The sequence below is a fragment of the Paenibacillus brasilensis genome (genome assembly GCF_009363115.1).
Taxonomy (GTDB): Bacteria; Bacillota; Bacilli; order Paenibacillales; family Paenibacillaceae; genus Paenibacillus; species Paenibacillus brasilensis.
Genome location: NZ_CP045298.1, coordinates 2,617,977 through 2,635,370 on the forward strand (window position 1 = coordinate 2,617,977; position 17,394 = coordinate 2,635,370).

Here is a 17,394-nt window from a genome sequence, read left to right on the forward strand (position 1 = left end):
GCATGATCTTTGAATGCAACTTCTTTAGCATGATCCTTGGCTGCAACTTCTTTAGCATGATCTTTGAATGCAACTTCTTTAGCATGATCTTTGAATGCAACTTCTTTAGCACGATCCTTGAATGCATCTTCTTTAGCGCGATCCTTGAATGCATCTTCTTTAGCATGATCCTTGAATTCATCCGATTTAGCATGATCCTTGAATTCATCCGCTTTATCCCATTCTACCGGTGACTTGGACGGTTTAACGCCGTTCACTATATCTGTTACCCTTTGTTCCAGATTAGAGACACGGTGGTTATATTTGGCGTCTGTAATCTTGCCGTTTTGTTTTTCCTCAGACAGTTTTGCTTTTATATCAGAAACCATCACATCAATAACAGAATTCACGCTCACGCCTTGTGCTTCAGCAATTGCTGCGAGTGTTTTACCTGATTTCAACTGTGCCTTCAACTCGCTAGAGGATAATTTCAATACTTTCAGAAGAGCTTTGTGCTCAGCAAAATTTCCCTCTCTGATGACATGCCCGTTAGCGTCGTAATGGTTGTGTGCAATTGGAGCCTTCTCAGGTGTAAATGAAGCAGCATTGGCTGCGCCAGTGGAGTACAGTGCTCCACCTCCTAAAAATGCCAATGCCATCGTTCCTGCCAAAATCGCTTTCTTAGTGTTCTTCATCTCATTTTCCACCTTTCGGTTATGGTTTGTTTGGTACGAAAACATCATAAGATATCAACATGAATACTATCTTAGCGTAAGCTGAGCATTTGCTGAATGAAATTTGGATGATATGACTAGAAGTTTAAAATATACTTGTATTATGTGTATTAAGTGATATAATACACTACAGGCATGAGAGATTCAGCCGATTTAGGGGGAAACACCCATGGAAGAGCAACGGGTTGGCTCGTTTCGGTTTTTAATTGACTTTAGCCAGCCATTATATGAACAAGTATTGAATCAGGTACGAAGCTCCATCGCCAAAGGGGAGATTGAAATGGGGAGCAAAATGCCGTCTGTTCGTGATCTGGCACAGGAATTGCGCATGAATCCGAATACTGTGATGCGGGCATATCAGGAGTTGGAGCGGGACGGACTGACAGAGAAGCGGCGCGGCCTGGGCACCTATGTCACATCGTCCAGTGAGCGGATTAACAGCTTCCGGGAGCAGCTGGCTAGGACGTATATCGATCAGTTCCTCGGGCAGATGAGCAGTCTGGGACTATCCTGGGAGGATGTACAGCAGTATATAAGCAGCAAGCAGAGCGGGAATGATGAGAAAGGAGGCGGCGAAAGGGCATGACGGAATCTATTGTGGTTGCCAGTCATCTAACGAAGCAATATGACAGTAAAAAAGCGCTGGATCAATTGGATGTCGTCATTCCGTCGGGACGTATCGTAGGAGTGCTTGGGCCCAATGGCTGCGGGAAGTCAAGCTTCTTTCGGGCGATAACAGGATTGATTCAGCCGGACGGGGGCGAGCTTCACGTATTGGGGCAAAAGCCTGGCTGGGAAACCAACCGTGGCATATCCTATCTTCCTGACCGGGCCCGTTGGTATCCCAATCATACAGTTCAGCAGACGCTGGAGTGGGGGGAGACCTTTTTGCCTGGCTTCAATATAAAGGATGCGCATAAGCTTGCTGCTCATATGGATGTCGAGCTGGAGCTAAAAATGACTGGGCTGAGTCGCGGACAGGAGGCACGTGTGCTGCTGATTTTGTGTCTGGCGCGTGAGGTTCCGCTTATGATCCTGGATGAACCGTTTGCGGGAATTGACGTCCTTTCCAGAGAGGCGATTGTAGCCGGAATTATTGATTATTTGGAGGATCGGCAGCAGTCGATACTCATTAGCACGCATGATATTCAGGAAGTGGAAGGCTTATTTGATTACACGGTCATGATGGACCGCGGGCGGGTAATATGGTCTGGTGATTCGGATGATTTGCGTGCAGAGCATGGCTCGCTGAATCAGGTGTTCCGCAATTTGTACAAAAAGGAGTGGAAGGCGTGAATTCATCCGGGCTGTTCAAAGATTTGGTACGCCATGAATTTCGAAATAAAGGAAGCTGGAGAAAGCAGAGCCGCAATCGCCTGCCCAGATCGTGGAGACTTGTGTATTTCTCACTATTTTTACTTGCGGCGTTCGCTATTTCCTTATACTTCGCGCTTCACAACCAACTCGAATTGACAAGGCTGTGGTATGTCACCCTGGGCTTGCCATACATGATCATTTTCATGGGTGTGGGAAGTCTGAGAAGAGAATGGGAAAATGACACCTACGGGTGGTGGCTGACCCTTCCCTATCCGCGCATGTGGCTGATCAGCGCCAAATGGATTGCCGCTATTTTACAAACCATTGTCGTGATATTGTTCCTGTTTGTGGCGGGTTCTTTGTTCGCGCTGTTCATCTCATCAACCATAGAGCCTTATACGTTTGCGGATGCAGCGTCCTTTATCATAGCCGGATTGAACTGGTTTGTGATGATTATCGTTTTCACACCGTTTGTTATTGCGCTGGGTCTACTGACGGCCAGTACCAAATACAGTACTTTGCGGCCGATTAACCCGATACTGTGGATTCTTTTGATGGGTGGCGGGAGTGTCTTTTATTGGTCAAACGATCAATGGATTCAATGGATTCATGGGCAGTTTGATCATGTTAAGACAGGACAATGGTTTCCTTTTACCTGGCATTTCCCGGTTGCGGTGTTGATCAGTTGGGTTGCTGCATATGTATTAATTCGCTTGAACGCATATTTGTTGGAGAAAAAACTGTCGATTTAGCATAGACAAATTACTATATATTAGAAAGGAATTTCACCATGACGACGATATTCATATATGTATTGATGGCTGTTTTGGTGGGGCTGATGATCTGGCTCAGAACCAAAAGAAGAGGGGGGCCGGTAAAAGGAAACGGAGTCCGCCTTTTGCTTCCCTTGTTTATCGCATGCCCGGTTATGATGGTATCTGTATATCAATTACTGCATATTCCCGGTCAGACGCATGCGCTTCCCGCCTTTTGGGAGCTGCTGGTCGCCGGGCTGCTAGGGGCTTTGTTTGGTTATGTCATTTTGCTGCATACGGCGTATGAAAGACGGGATGACGGTCTTATTTATCCCAAGCCGAATCAATATTTTAAATACATTATTATCGCCATTATTTTGATTCGCGTCGTTTTGACCCAGTACCTCAGCAGTTTGGGTACGAGCGAAATTAGCCTGCTGGCGATTACGATGGCGCTGGTATATATCTCAATCTGGCGGATTGGGAGCTTCATCAAGTTTCGGAGAACGTTATCGGTATAACGGTATAACGGTATAACGGTATAACGCAATAACGATATAACTATGTAAAGAAGCGGGATTCCTGTTCACAAGCATACCTTTGCTTGGCGATCGGACCCGCTTTTGCACAGCTTCATCATAAATTCATTTGTCAGCAAGTTATCATACATTGTTATTGCTCCCCATATCCTTTATTCTAAGGTTGTGGCTTGCTGTTTAACGACCACACGTATAAAAGTTTGAAGGGAGGGATATTAAGGTTTCAAAAGATTTAAACGGGGTTTAAAGATAAGGTAGGCGGGAAGAGTTGCTTTTTGTGACTAGCTGTAACTATAATAGTTACATAAAATTACTTTTTCAATGTTTTATTTTACAAGATGAGAGGGGCTTACATTCATGAAAAAACATACAGTTACTGCCGCGCTCGCTGGGCTGCTCGTGCTATCTTCTGCTGTACCTGCCTTGGCAGCCGAGGTAAAACCGGCTACAGGTATCCAGGTTTGGGTAGATGGCAAAAAAGAGGCTTATAAAATTGCGCCTATCGTGAGAAATCAGCAGGTTTTGATTCCTTTGAGACAATTGGCTACCAGTTTGGGCATTCCGCTGGATTCCAAGCATATTACGTTTAATACTGCGCGTCAAAGTACGACCATTCGTTATGACCAGGCGACGGTTGTGCTGGTGTCAGGCAGTCCGGAAGCGCAAATCAACGGAATTAAGGTACCACTGTCAACCTCGACTATATTGACTAAACAAGGGATAACTTATGTTCCGGTGGATGTCGTCAAAGAAGCGTGGGGCAAGCAAGTGACTTGGGACCCGGCCAGCCAAACGGTGCAAATCGGGGTGAGCAATAAGGATAAGGTCGTTGAAATCCTGAAAAGCTTTGAAACCGGAGATACGAAAGCGGCCGAGACCTGGATCAGCAAGGATCAGTACATTCAACACAATCTGAGCGTTCCCAACGGGAGAGATGGCTTGCTGCAATTGATTAGCCAACTCAAGGGGGCTAATGCACAGGTTGAAATCCAAAGGGTCCTTCAGGATGGCAACTACGTAGCGGTTCACTATAAAGAGTCCATTGCAGGAAAATCAAGCATCGTCTTTGATATTTTCCGTTTCGACAGCAATGGCAAAATCGTTGAGCATTGGGACAATATTCAGGACTCCGCCCCAGCTAATCCAAGCGGACATACCATGATTGACGGAACAACACAAATTACAGATCGCAATCAAACCGAGACAAACAAAACGTTAATCCGCAAATTTGTGGATGATGTGCTGGTTGGCAAAAATCGTGCTGCATTGGAAAGCTATTATAATGGTGATCAATACATTCAGCATAACCCTCTTTTTGGTGACGGAGTATCCAATCTGAAGCAAGCATTCTCCGCAGTGGGAAGCCAGGGAGCTTCCTTTGGATATGATCAGGTTCATATGGTCATTGGAGAAGGCAACTTCGTGCTGGTTGTGAGTGAAATCAAACCGCCAAACGGAAGCTCGGCTGGTGTCTACGATCTATTCCGTGTAGAGAATGGCAAAGTCGCAGAGCATTGGGATGTAGTTCAGGATGTTCCAGCTAAAGCAGAGTGGAAAAATACGAACGGAAAGTTTTAAACATACGCTTGTAGTAGAGCGTGCAAGAGCATAACCCAAAGAACTTCCCACCCGCATTCTGGGGCTGTGGAAGTTCTTTTCATTACATATTTTGCTGACCTTGGGGGATACATACTGCACCTGCGGATTCTCTTTGGACAAGCGTAACATACAAACGTTCATGGTCCACTTCTTCCCCTGCAATGATTTTGAGAACCTGCTCGGCAGCTACAGCGCCCCATTTGCGCTTGGAGTAATCAATAGTAGTCAGGCGGGGCTGAATATATTGTGTCAGCTCAATATTATCAAAGCCGACGATATGAATATCCTTGCCGATCGTCAGCTCTGACTGAGCCATTCGATTGTAAAAGCCTACGGCCATTTCATCATTGAGGCAAAAGACGGCTACAGGTCCCGAATCCGGACTGACATGCTGCTGCAAAATCATCTCGGCCGCCTGCTCGCCGCCCGATTTCTCAAAATTGCCACGGATCTCGATCAATTCGGCGATGCCACTCCGTTCAATGGTTTGCTTGACCGCCTGCATCCGTTGCCATGAATCGTAAGAACCGTCTGGTCCAGTGACAACATACAGCTTGCGGTGTCCCAATTCCAATAGATGCTCTACCGCGAGTGCGGCACCCGCTTTGTTATCCAGCAGCACCTGATTAATGTTAGGGTGACTCAGTTCACGGTCCAGTACGACAATTTTATGTCCTCGCTCGGCGTAGCTTAGCAGTTCCTCACTATCAAACGTCTGATCCAGCACGATGGCGCCGTCGATCATGCGCTCCGGCAGCATACGGTGTGATTGCTTGCCGCTGCATACGATGAGGTCATATTCTTTACGGTTCAAAATTTCCTTGATGCCGTACAGTAAATCTCCATAAACGTCTCCACGAAAATCAGTCAGGAAAACGCCAATAATTTTGGTTTGCCTTTTCTTGAGATTACGTGCGGCGGCATTTGGCACATAGTTAAGCTCTTTGGCAATCGCCAAGATGCGTGCGCAAGTCTCTTCCGTTACCTTATCGCTGCCGTTCAAAGCATATGAAACAGTGGATATGGAAACGCCCGCCTGTTTGGCGATGTCTTTAATGCTGACCACATCGTCCCCTCCTGTTCGTTTGTCTCTATTTTTTCGTTATTAACCACAAATCTATTTGAAAAATCGTAGCCCTACAGGTAAGCAGCAAAGGGCGATCCCGCAAGATCGCCATCACTTTGTTGCCTATGCCTGATTTATAAAACAATCTCCAGACGATGTACACCATCATGATCTGTCAGCGCCTGCTCGAAGGTGTCACGCTTGATGCGCATGCCACCGGAGCGGTAGCGATTACCGTCGGCGGGCTCACTCTCCAGTGGCCTTCCGTTCAATACTGCACGTCCTTGCTCACCGCTATGATGCTCTTGCAGCAGGCGGTAAACAAAGGTGATCGGTTTCCCGGCAAAGGAAAATTCAAATTCCAATCCGTCAAGATCGTCCGGCAGTACAGGGTCCAAAATCAGGTCCTCACCCGACTGGCGAATACCCAGAACATTCGAAATGAGCTGATTCATGTAGATTCCCGGGCCGCTGGAGTAAATTCTCCAGCCGCCTTTGACAGGTACGGCTCCTGCACGCAGTTCATCAAACCGTTCCTGTGCTTCATAACGGTTATTGCATTTGCCGTCGGAGCTGCTGAAATAGGCATTGCTCTGACGCCATTCAGCGTTCGGTACGGACATGCGGATGCCAACCGGATTGATGAGCTTCAGGCTGTGCCAGGCGTCATCTTTGCGACCCAGCTTGGCCATCGCCTCCACGAAGCGGATATGGGCATGCACATATTGCAGCCCAACCTCACGGCCGAAGTTGGCCGCTTGCTCTGCGCGCTTGAAATGCGAGCTAACACCGCCATCGTATTGCGCTGGGCGGTTCATCAGGCGCACGCCATCCGGGCAGAGGAACTGCTCGCGGATGAGCTGTTCGTGAGCCAATGCTTGCTCGGGCGTGAGCAGCTGGCTGGTCATGCTGCGTGTCATCGGCAGCAAGCGGTAGTGAATGCCCGTCTCGGTGTCGGACGGATGAAGCATCAGCTTGGGCTGGCCAGGCTCCTCCATATATACAAAGCCTGGGATAATACCGCTTTCCAGCATATAGCGGTTAAAATCCTTCCGGATGCCTTCGGCCATTTGGTGCAGATCGTGGGCAATTGTATCTGCTTCGTTGACGACACCTGCTGGCGCCTCTTCCAAAGCAGTAGCAAAGTTGCTAATCACCTGATAGGTGAGGGCAACCGTCCAACTGCTCGCCATGTATTGCTTCAACTGGGCGTTGGCTGGCTGGAGCGTGTCATCCCAATCGCCGTCGCCGTAGGCCGACAGATGCGTGTCATGAAGGAAATTCACCCGAATATACTCGATTTCCTTCTTTGCATGCTCCATGAGGGTCGCGGTCTGCTTGGAAAAATCGAAAGAATGCCGATGGGTGTAGGGTACATTTTCTTCCAGAATACTGTAATCCCGGGTCGCGGTCAAATAATCACCGAGTACCTTGAGCGGCCAGACGATAATATCGCCATGGCTTTCTTCCTGCTGTACGCGAGTATAGTTGTCGAACATAAACCATTGCGGCCAGTTACCGCTATCCTCGTACTGATGGCTGAATACAGTCAACAAAATGGAACGGACCTCATCATACTTTTGTACGGCTGAGAAATATTCTACAGGTCCCTGACATACGTCACGTGTTCCCCATGCTGCACCGCCATATTGCTCCAGACCATGAGGCACGGAGTAGTGGACGAGCATATTGTGGGTATACCACCAGGCCACCGCATTCACACGGAATAGCTCGCTGGTTTCCTGACCGCCCTGTGTCAGATGGAAGCCGTTAATAAGCTCGGCAAAGTATTGCCGATAGCGCTCACGCTCGTCTTCAAAGGACACGTGGCGCTTCCTGCGCGCCTGGTCTTTCCCGGTCGAGCGGCCATGCAACCAGCCCTGCACGGTGCAGGTCCATTCACTGCTGTCGCCCAGCTTCAGCACGACCAGAGATGGATCGGGGCAGACAGCACCCTGCAGCAGTGCGCGAGCGTCGCTCACTTGTTGTAGCGGAGCACCTTCTACCTGCATACAGTACAGCAGGTCCGGATAGGCTTTGGCGCTCGGTGAAGCGGAATCTGCCCGGAAGAGCAGGGCGTCACCTTCGCGTTTCATATGAAATGGAAGCTCATATTCGTTCATATGCATAGATAGCTGCTGAGTCACGAGGAACGGATAGGCTTTGCCGCTTGCAGAGCGCACGTGCAGCCGTACTTCCAGCGTATCGGCGTTCGTATGGTTTGTAATGATGAGCGTATCGTCAGCGGTCTTGTAATACCAGCGTACATAGTTAAAGCCAATTTCGAACAGGGAAGGCATCGTGAGCAGACGGTATTTCCCTTCGATTCCGACATAGATACGCTGCCCGGATGTTTTGGGAATGTTAAGCGCATTACGCGCGTTTGTGATCATTTTGTTGAAATTCGTGTTCCCGATCACGAGCTGCGAATTGAACACTCCATACATATAGGAGGTGGTGGTAATTGTTTCTTCCTTGTCTCCCGTGTAGTGTCCGCCCATTAAAATATGTCCGTGGGAACGTTCTACACGAAGCTCTTTGGATTTGAGTACGACATGCTCATAGCTGTCCGTGAAAAAGGAAAGTAGTGCATTGCCATCCCGTTCTTCCTCCTGCCGCTTCGGGAAAAGCTGTTTCACTTCGGCATCGGTCATGTCCAGTGTGTAGAGCGGCTCACCGATGGCTTGGTCTGGAGCTACACGCCCAGCCTGTAAATCATCTGCGGCATGTACCGGAATGATAGGATCGGAAGCGGTGGCCAGAATGGCAGCGACTTCTTCGCGTGCTTTTGTCACCAGCTCCTCATACTCCGGCTTCGTCACCGCCGTGGGATGATTCGGCTGGAACAGACCGTAAAAGGTAAAGCGAGCTTCCCCGGCAAGCTTCACCCGCTCGGATTGCAATGCTGTATAGGCAAATTCGTATTGGTACACTTCATTGGCGAGCGAGTCGCGATGCAGGGCTTCCGGCTCGTTCGTTTCTTTGTACGAAAGTCCAAAGAACTGAAATCCGTCCGTCGAGTAGCCGACGGTGCGGGTTAGCGAGCCTTGCTGGATGTAAGGGAATGCCTGACTTTGCGGCTGATTTTGACGCGAGCAAACTGTGTAGCCTCTTTGTTCGTCATGGTAGACGGTATGGTCAATATATTGAGACAAATAAGCTTCATTACTGCGTACAGCAGCGGTATCCGCAATCCCGATATCCTGACCGTACACGATATCTGCTTCAACATCATCGCCCTGTAAAATTACATCCCAGAACCATACTCCAAGACTGCTTAGTGTGAAAGCTACCTGATAGCCTACACCAGCAGTGAAACCTTCCCAAATAATTTGCCGATCCGTCTGGCGGATTACTCCGGGTGAACGAACTCCAAGCAGGGGAGTGATAGTCACGCCGGATGGACGGCACAGTCTCAAGTACAGATTGTTCAGGGAGCCGTCGACTGAATTGGTCAGCAACTGGTTGATCATGGTTGAGCCGTGAGCGATTTTGTACACATCACCACTGCTCAAAAAGGTAAAGGACAGGTCGCCTGCCCGCAGCAGAATATTTTGATCCAGATTTGTAGTCATCAAAGGGGTCCACCTCACTTTCCTGTTTATTTGACTAACCGAAATCGTCCTTCAGTAGTATCTCGGCTGTTAGGTCCTGTAAAGACGGCAAATTCACCGCTGTCGCTGCCAAAGCTCAGGTCTGCATGATGATAGCGCAATTGAGGCTCGGTCAATGCAAATTCCACTTCCCGGCTTTCGCCTGGGGCAAGCAGAACTTTGCGGAAATCCTTCAGTTCCTTCATCGGACGAACCGTATCTCCGCTGATGTCACGGACATAGAACTGAACGGTTTCTTCGACTGGACGAGTCCCTGTGTTTGTTACCCGCACCTTAACCGTCAGCTCCTGACCGGGTACAAGGGTTTCGCCGGATAGCTGTACGCTGTCATAGGCTACTTTGGTGTAGCTCAGGCCATAGCCGAACGGGAATAAAGGTTCGTTCGGTACGTCCAGGTATTGGGACACGTAGCGTTCCTTTGTATTTGGATCTAGCTGAGGACGACCCGTATTAAAATGATTGTAATACACAGGTACTTGTCCGACCGATTGCGGGAAGGACATCGTCAGACGGCCCGTAGGCTCTGCATCGCCGTACAGCAAGTCGGCAATAGCTGCGCCGCCCTCGCCACCGGGGAACCAGGCCTCCAGTACGGCGTCTGCTTCTTCAATGACACCGTGCAGGTCCAATGGGCGACCATTGAAAAGGACGGCTACGATAGGCTTATTCAGCGTTTTCAGGCGCTTTACCAGCTCCAGCTGGGCTTGTGGCAGGCGAATATTCGAACGACTGCCTGCTTCACCGCTCATATCCGAGCGCTCACCAAGCGCCAGCACGATAACCTCTGCTTGACTGGCGGCTTGCAGAGCTTCTGCATATTGCTCCTCGGTCATGTCTTCTATGGAGCAGCCTGTCGCTACTGTGAGCAGCGAGGAAGCTATTTTCGCTTGAAATCCGTCAACAACACGAATCGCTTCGTCCTGCGAGCCGCTCCAGGACCAAGAGCCGAGGATATCACCGCTCTGTGCAAACGGTCCGATCAACGCAATATGCTGACTGCGCTTCAATGGAAGAGCGGAATCATTTTTGATCAGCACGCACGACTTGATCGCCAGCTCCTTGGCAACCGCACGGTGAGCATCGCAGAACACAACCTCACGTTCCCGCTCAGGGTCCGCGCCGCGCAGCGGATTGTCGAACAAGCCCAGCTTGTGCTTGAGCTTCAACACGCGCATCACCGCTTCATCGACGAGTGCTTCGTCCAGCTGTCCGCTGCGAACCAGCTCGGGGAGATGCCCGTTATAGCAGGAGGTCATCATTTCGATATCCACGCCTGCCAGCAATGCTTTCTGTGCTGCCTCGCGCTCATCCTCGGCGATGCCGTGGGGGATAAGCTCCTTGATAGCAGCCCAATCCGAGATGAGTACACCATCAAAGCCCCATTCGTCGCGGAGCAAATCGTGCATCAGGCGCTTATTGCCCGTTGCGGCCACGCCCTCTACGGTATTAAAGGATGTCATCACCATTTCGCAGCCTTCATCCAGCGCGGCTTTGTAGGAGGGGAGATAATACTCTCGCAGCTGCCATGCGGATAGATCGACAGTATTGTAATCCCGTCCGCCTTCACCTGCTCCATATGCGGCAAAATGCTTGACACACGCGGCTACCCGGTCCGTATCGTTCGTCAGATCCTTGCCCTGGAAGCCACGCACAAGCGCGCGGGCAAATTCGCTGTTAAGGTATGGATCTTCTCCTGTAGATTCCATGACACGGCCCCAGCGCGGGTCGCGCACCAAATCGACCATCGGTGCAAAAGTAACGTGTATCCCCGACACAGCTGCCTCTTTCGCAGCAATGGTAGCGCTCTCTTCTGTAAGTCGCATATCCCATGAGCAACCCATAGCCAGTGGTATCGGAAAAATCGTTTTGAAGCCGTGTACAATGTCTGCCATAATTAGAAGTGGAATGCTCAGCCGATTCTTACTCAAATGGGCCTGCTGAACACGAATCACTTCCTTGGCTCCTGCGAGGCCAAGCACGGAACCGACGTTGTGGACGGTTTCCTCGGTGATACCAAGAGAAGCCATAGGCCCGGTAATTTGGCCTTCAGTTCCAGCATCTTCAAAAAAGGCGCCCACAAGCTGAAGCAACTGGTCGACTTTTTCTTCAAGCGTCATGCTTTGCAAATAGGAATTTAGGTGTTGTTCCATCATAATCCTCCGTAAGCTGCGTTGGTAGACAGCTTTCTTTTTCAGATTCATGAGATTTTTTGGCGAAAATGGTTTCATAAAAGTGCTGAACAGACTAATAGCTTAGTGTATATGCATAATATTCGGTTGTATTATTAATAGAAACGTTTCTATTGTGGGATTCAGTTGGATTATATACGCTTTCAATTCGAGAGTCAAATCCACATTGGAGGTTGTCTTATGAGAAAAGCAACGTGTTTAAGATAAAATAAGGGCGCGATTTTAGCTGAATAAAAAATAATATTCTTATTGAATACGGTTTCAATTTGTTTTATAATGACTATCGAAACGTTTCTATTGATGAGTATGGTCCTTGGATTTTGGAACATTATTGCTATAACGGTATGATGTAACCACTGCATGTACTTACTTCTATTTAATCCGTTATCATATTGCGTGATCGGTAAACCGGTCATCTCGGGAGGAATTCGTATGATGAAAAGAACGTTGGGGATCATTTTGACAAGCACTTTGTTACTGGGAGGCGCACTGGCTGGCTGTTCTTCCAAGGATGAGTCATCTGGCAAGGACGCGAACGGAAAAACAACCATCACCCTGTGGGGTATGGGGGCAGAAGGAAAGCTGCTGCCTGAGATTGTGAAGGATTTTGAAAAAGGAAATCCCGATATTCATGTAGAGGTGCAGGCACTGCCTTGGGATAACGCTCACGATAAGCTGCTGACGGCAGTTGCTTCCAAATCCGGTCCGGATGTGGTCCAGCTGGGCACATCATGGGTTCCTGAGCTTGCGTCTGCGGGTGCATTGACGGACATCACCCCTTATATCAGCAAATACCCCGAGCTGGAATCGAAGAATTTCTTCCCGGGTGCTGTGGATACGACAAAATTTGAAGGAAAACCTGTAGGTGTTCCTTGGTATACCGAAACGAAAATTTTGTTCTACCGTTCAGATCTATTGAAGCAAGCCGGATATAATGAAGCACCTAAAACGTGGGAAGAGCTTTCGGACGCTGCTCAAAAACTGGCAGCGCGTGGCAAAGGGAAATATGGTATTGCCATTAATGCGAAGGAGCAGTCTCTGGGCTTTATGTTCGCCCTCCAGAACGGCTCCAAGCTGATTGATGAGCAGGGCAATCCGCTATTTAACCAGCCACCGTTTGTAGAGGCTGTGAAGTATTTGAACACCTTTTTCCAAAATGGCTCTAATGCCCTCGATCTTGGGATAGATTCCGTTCAGGGATTGCAAGGTGATGGTATCGTTCCGATGTTTATCAGCGGTCCTTTTATGATTAGAGAAATCAAGAGCAAAGCACCAGAGCTGGATGGCAAATGGAATGTAGCCGAGCTGCCGGGAAAAGTAAACAACCTGTCTGTTTTGGGCGGGTCGAACCTTTCGATTATGCAGTTTAGCAAGCACCCGGAGGAATCGGCCAAATTCCTGGCTTTCATGAGCAAACCGGAAACCCAGCTGAAATGGATGGAGCTGTCCAGTACCCTGCCTGCTGCTACCAAGTCATGGGACGATGCCAAGCTGAAGAGTGACCCGATGCTGCAAACGATTCGCAAACAGCTCGATCATTCCGCATCATTACCGCAACTGGCAGCATGGGAAGAGGTTTCGCAGCAGTTCATCAAGAGCTTCGAACGCATTTACCGTGGTCAAGCCGACGTGCAGAAGGAAATGGATGACTTTAATCAGCAAGCTGCAAGTATTATGAAAAAATAATGATCCGTATCCGTCATTGTCAAAGGGAGTGAAGGCATGAAAGGAAGCTCGCAGAAGCTTGCGCCATACTTGTTTATCGGTCCCTCCATCATCCTGCTGGCGCTGTTTTCGCTGTTGCCGATTTTACTGGCGCTCGTGATCAGCTTTACCGATATGGATCTGTCAGGACTGGTTAATTATGATAGTATTCGCTTTACAGGACTGGAAAATTATAAGAATGTACTACTAGACCCTTCTTTTTTAAAGTCTATGGGTAATACCCTGTTCTTCGTCATTATCGGTGTTCCGTTGGTACTGATATTTTCCCTGAGCATTGCGATCCTGATTAATATGGGAAAATCACGTGCTTTCAAAATATTCCGCGTCGTGTTCTATCTGCCGTCCGTAACGAATGTGGTTGCGGTCGCGGTCGTTTGGAGCTATCTGTATAATCCAACGCTCGGATTATTCAACTATGTGCTTGGCCTGGTGAATCTGGGCCCTGTTCCATGGTTGACCGATCCGACCGTGGCGAAAATTTCGCTGATTGTGCTGGCGGTTTGGCGGGGCATAGGCTTGAATATGATTATTTTTATTGCGGCCATTAAAGGGATTCCGGGCTCTTACTATGAGACAGCTCAGCTTGACGGAGCCAGCACATGGCAGCAAATTCGTTATATTACCCTTCCGCAGCTCCGTTACGCTATTTTCTTCGTGTCCATTACGACGATGATCGGCTGGCTGCAATTTTTCGAGGAACCGTTCGTCATGACCAAAGGGAAGCCGCTTGACGGCACACTGACAGCATCCCTGTTCATTTACAATAACGGCTTCCAATTTAGTAAATTCGGTTATGCCGCGGCGGGATCGTTTATTCTGTTCTTTGCGATCATCGCGGTGACGCTGATTCAGTTCCGTTTGCAAAATAAAGCGGAGTCCTGATAGAGAGAGGTGATGAACGTGAAAACAGCTGTTCAGCAAGTCCGCGCCAATTCGGGCAGTGGTGAAAAAACATTTCAATGGTTCGTGGCGATTCTCCTGACCGTGGGAGGTCTGTTGATGGTGCTGCCTTTTGCGTGGATGATTTTATCCTCCTTTAAGACTGAAGGCGAGGTAACCAAGATTCCTCCGACCATTTGGCCAGAGCATTTCACATTGGAGAATTTTAAAATACTATTTGATAGCATGGCTTTTGGCACTTATTTGACCAATACGCTGGTGATTGTATTAGCTTCCTTTTTTGGATTATTCCTCAACGCCATGGCAGGCTACGGGTTTGCCAAATTCAAATTTAAGGGCAGAGGTTTTCTATTCTATCTGGTGCTGGCCACGATGATGATTCCAGGGCAGGTAACGATGATTCCGGTGTATTTGATTTTGAACCAGATGGGGTTGACCAATACGATGATGGGGATCGTCCTTCCTGGTTTGGTAGGAGCATTCGCCATCTTCCTGTTCCGGCAGTTCATGTCGGATATTCCCGAAGAGTTGCTGGAGGCGACGCGTCTGGACGGAGCAGGCGAGTTCCGCACTTTTCTGCAAATTGTACTGCCGATCTCGACACCGATCTTGGCAGTGCAGGCCATCCTGACCTTCATTGGTGGTTGGAACAGCTTTCTATGGCCGCTTATTATTGCGAACGATGAGAAGCTGTACACTTTGTCCGTCGGTCTGTCACTGCTCAAGGGACAGAACGAGAGTCAATTCGCGCTCCAGATGGCAGGCTCGACCTTTATGGTGCTACCGATCATGATTATCTTCATTGTTTTTCAAAAGTATATTATCGAGAATTATACAATTTCGGGTATTAAGTAGTAGTGTTTAGCGGCGGGGTTTCCCTTTTAATTGGGGGACTCCGCCGTTTTGTTGTTTTATCATAAAAAAAGAGTATGGCTTTTTCCAGTCCTGGCTCGTTCATTTTCAAAACCTCCCATTTGGATGGATCTATGTCTTTTGGAGGCAATATCCAGTTGACGAATCCTCCTTGTTCAAAGGATGCAGTTTGCTCATCCAGCTTTGGTAGTTCCAGAAAGTGTACTTCAATATCATCAATATGTGATATCCCCGTGCGGTCTTAGCATAGACATCAAAATGGTTGAGCTTCTTTTTGGATGACTGTTTCGGGGCTTCATAACATATCTTTAGGGTAAAAACGAACCTGGGATGTGTGTATATGAACAATAGCTCATTTTTACCCAGATTCCTTGAACGGCCCAATTTTCTTGTGCTCCTTGTGGATGAGGAACGGTATCCCGTGGTTTATGAAAACCCGGAAATCAAAGAATGGAGCAGACAGAATCTTATTACACAAGGACTTTTGCGATCTCACGGACTGGAGTTTCACAGGCACTATATTGGAAGCGCTGCGTGTAGCCCTAGCAGGACAACCTTGTTCACAGGCCATTATCCCTCACTCCACGGTGTCACTCAGACAGATGGAGTTGCCAAGGAGGCATTCGACTCCGATATGTTCTGGCTGGATAGAAACACGGTGCCGACCATGGGAGATTATTTTCGCGCAGCTGGATACCAAACCTATTACAAAGGAAAATGGCATATATCCGACGAGGATATTATCATCCCGGGTACACACCAGGCGCTCCCTAGCTATCATCCGCTGACAGGGGAACCTGATAGAAAACGGGAAGACCTATATGAGCAAACTGACCGCTTGGATAAATTCGGCTTTTCCGGGTGGATCGGTCCGGAGCCGCATGGGAGAAATCCGCGAAATTCCGGTTCCTCTGCCGCTTTCGGTTTAAGTGGGAGAGACGAGGTGTATGCTGCGGATACCGCCCAGCTTATCGAGGTCCTTGACCGTCAGAAGGAGTATGATAACTATGCCAAGCCCTGGTTGATCGTAGCTTCATTTGTGAACCCGCATGACATTGTTTTATACGGTGCGATTACTGCACAATTGCCCATGTTTCGGTTTGAGGTGGAACCAATGCCGGCAGTCACTCCTCCTCCGACAATCAACGAATGGCTGGACACCAAGCCACGCTGTCAGGCAAGCTATCGGGATATTTACCCTAAAGCGTTACAGCCCATTTTGGATCAGCCTTTTTACCACAAGCTATACTACCAATTGCAAAAAAATGCGGATCGACAAATGTTTAAGGTATTTGAAGCGCTGACCCGTTCTTCTTTTTACGATAATACAATTGTTATTTTTACATCTGATCATGGAGATTTGCTAGGCGCTCACGGCAGTCTTCATCAAAAATTTTACTCTGCCTACGAAGAGACTGTGCACGTGCCTTTGGTTATCCATAACAGGCATCTGTTTCCACAGTATAAAAGCGAGCATATCCTGACAAACCACGTGGATCTCCTGCCTACCATGCTTGGACTGGCGAATGTTGACATCACTGCAATCCAGAGCCGCCTGCAAAACAGCTTTACCGAAGCCCGGCCCTTGGTAGGGCGTGACCTTAGTCTTGTTATCCGAGGACAAAACCAAGGTGAAATAGCTGACCAGCCGATTTATTTTATGACCGATGATGATATTACCCGAGGCCAGCGGCAGATCAATGTACTGGGAGAGCCGTATCCGTCTGTTATTCAGCCCAATCATATCGAGACGGTCATTTCGCCCCTGCAAAGAGATGGCGTGCAAGAGCTGTGGAAGTTAAGCCGCTATTTTGACAGTACCCAATTCTGGAGCCAACCGGGAGTGCGGGATGTGACTATGCGACCCATGGGTGATCATACATGCGGACCATACTCTCAATGGGTTATACAGGTCAAAACACAACCGGCTTGTGATGAATATGAATTGTATAACCTGACCATCGACCCTTTGGAAACATGTAACCTGGCCCATCCCGCCTTTGCAACGCAGCAAACCAGAAGTGTTCAGCAACAGATGATGCATTTGCTGGAGGAACAACGCAAACAAAAGCGTCTATACCCCGCTCAATCAGGCATGTGCTGA

Annotated in this window: 12 protein-coding genes and 2 pseudogenes; 9 read left to right on the forward strand and 5 right to left on the reverse strand. The window is 48.6% G+C overall.

Translation table 11 applies throughout. The annotated features are described in order from the left end of the window. Positions 1-125: 125 nt before the first annotated feature. Positions 126-674 (reverse strand): annotated as a pseudogene (locus GCU48_RS12250) (hypothetical protein); the annotation flags it as partial. Positions 675-882: 208 nt separating this feature from the next. Between GCU48_RS12250 and GCU48_RS12255 the strand changes: the two are divergent. The 5 genes from GCU48_RS12255 (at position 883) to GCU48_RS12275 (ending at position 4,902) form a co-directional block, all read left to right on the forward strand. Continuing rightward, positions 883-1,299 (forward strand): GntR family transcriptional regulator, encoded by a 417-nt coding sequence (locus GCU48_RS12255; protein WP_152380176.1) that lies wholly within the window; start codon positions 883-885, stop codon positions 1,297-1,299. Further along, complete coding sequence (locus GCU48_RS12260) at positions 1,296-2,009, forward strand: ABC transporter ATP-binding protein (protein WP_152380177.1); 714 nt, start codon at positions 1,296-1,298, stop codon at positions 2,007-2,009. Before GCU48_RS12255 ends, GCU48_RS12260 begins: the two co-directional genes overlap by 4 nt. After that, positions 2,006-2,782 carry an ABC transporter permease subunit gene (locus GCU48_RS12265; protein ID WP_152380178.1) on the forward strand — a complete coding sequence of 259 codons (777 nt, stop codon included), beginning with the start codon at positions 2,006-2,008 and terminating at the stop codon, positions 2,780-2,782. The genes GCU48_RS12260 and GCU48_RS12265 overlap by 4 nt, the downstream gene beginning before the upstream one ends. A 38-nt stretch (positions 2,783-2,820) precedes the next feature. After that, positions 2,821-3,306 (forward strand): CcdC protein domain-containing protein, encoded by a 486-nt coding sequence (locus GCU48_RS12270; RefSeq protein ID WP_152380179.1) that lies wholly within the window; start codon positions 2,821-2,823, stop codon positions 3,304-3,306. A 375-nt stretch (positions 3,307-3,681) separates the two neighbouring features. Further along, positions 3,682-4,902 carry a stalk domain-containing protein gene (locus GCU48_RS12275; RefSeq protein ID WP_152380180.1) on the forward strand — a complete coding sequence of 407 codons (1,221 nt, stop codon included), beginning with the start codon at positions 3,682-3,684 and terminating at the stop codon, positions 4,900-4,902. Between the two features lie 82 nt (positions 4,903-4,984). Here the strand turns inward: GCU48_RS12275 and GCU48_RS12280 are convergent, their stop codons facing one another. From GCU48_RS12280 to bglX, 3 genes are all read right to left on the reverse strand, one after another. Continuing rightward, entirely contained in the window at positions 4,985-5,989 is a 1,005-nt protein-coding gene (locus tag GCU48_RS12280; RefSeq protein ID WP_025717863.1) for a LacI family DNA-binding transcriptional regulator, read from the reverse strand. Between the two features lie 134 nt (positions 5,990-6,123). Then, entirely contained in the window at positions 6,124-9,564 is a 3,441-nt protein-coding gene (locus tag GCU48_RS12285) for a GH36-type glycosyl hydrolase domain-containing protein (RefSeq protein WP_152380181.1), read from the reverse strand. Positions 9,565-9,590: 26 nt separating this feature from the next. Continuing rightward, the gene (gene bglX / locus GCU48_RS12290) at positions 9,591-11,753 is read right to left on the reverse strand and encodes a beta-glucosidase BglX (protein WP_152382146.1); all 2,163 of its coding nucleotides are present in this window, start codon (positions 11,751-11,753) and stop codon (positions 9,591-9,593) included. Between the two features lie 471 nt (positions 11,754-12,224). Between bglX and GCU48_RS12295 the strand changes: the two genes are divergently transcribed. From GCU48_RS12295 to GCU48_RS12305, 3 genes are read left to right on the forward strand one after another with little or no spacing between them, the layout of a single operon-like run. After that, positions 12,225-13,478: a sugar ABC transporter substrate-binding protein gene (locus tag GCU48_RS12295; protein ID WP_152380182.1), complete on the forward strand. Its 1,254-nt coding sequence runs from the start codon at positions 12,225-12,227 to the stop codon at positions 13,476-13,478. Positions 13,479-13,514: 36 nt separating this feature from the next. Further along, entirely contained in the window at positions 13,515-14,399 is an 885-nt protein-coding gene (locus GCU48_RS12300) for a carbohydrate ABC transporter permease (protein ID WP_152380183.1), read from the forward strand. 18 nt (positions 14,400-14,417) lie between these two features. Next, entirely contained in the window at positions 14,418-15,272 is an 855-nt protein-coding gene (locus tag GCU48_RS12305; RefSeq protein WP_152380184.1) for a carbohydrate ABC transporter permease, read from the forward strand. A gap of 73 nt (positions 15,273-15,345) precedes the next feature. Here the strand turns inward: GCU48_RS12305 and GCU48_RS29150 are convergent. Then, a pseudogene (locus GCU48_RS29150) lies at positions 15,346-15,531 on the reverse strand (Rpn family recombination-promoting nuclease/putative transposase); the annotation flags it as partial. 99 nt (positions 15,532-15,630) lie between these two features. On the opposite strand from GCU48_RS29150, the gene GCU48_RS12310 reads away from it, so the two are divergent. Beyond that, positions 15,631-17,394, forward strand: coding sequence for a sulfatase family protein (locus GCU48_RS12310; RefSeq protein WP_152380185.1), 1,764 nt, complete (start codon positions 15,631-15,633; stop codon positions 17,392-17,394).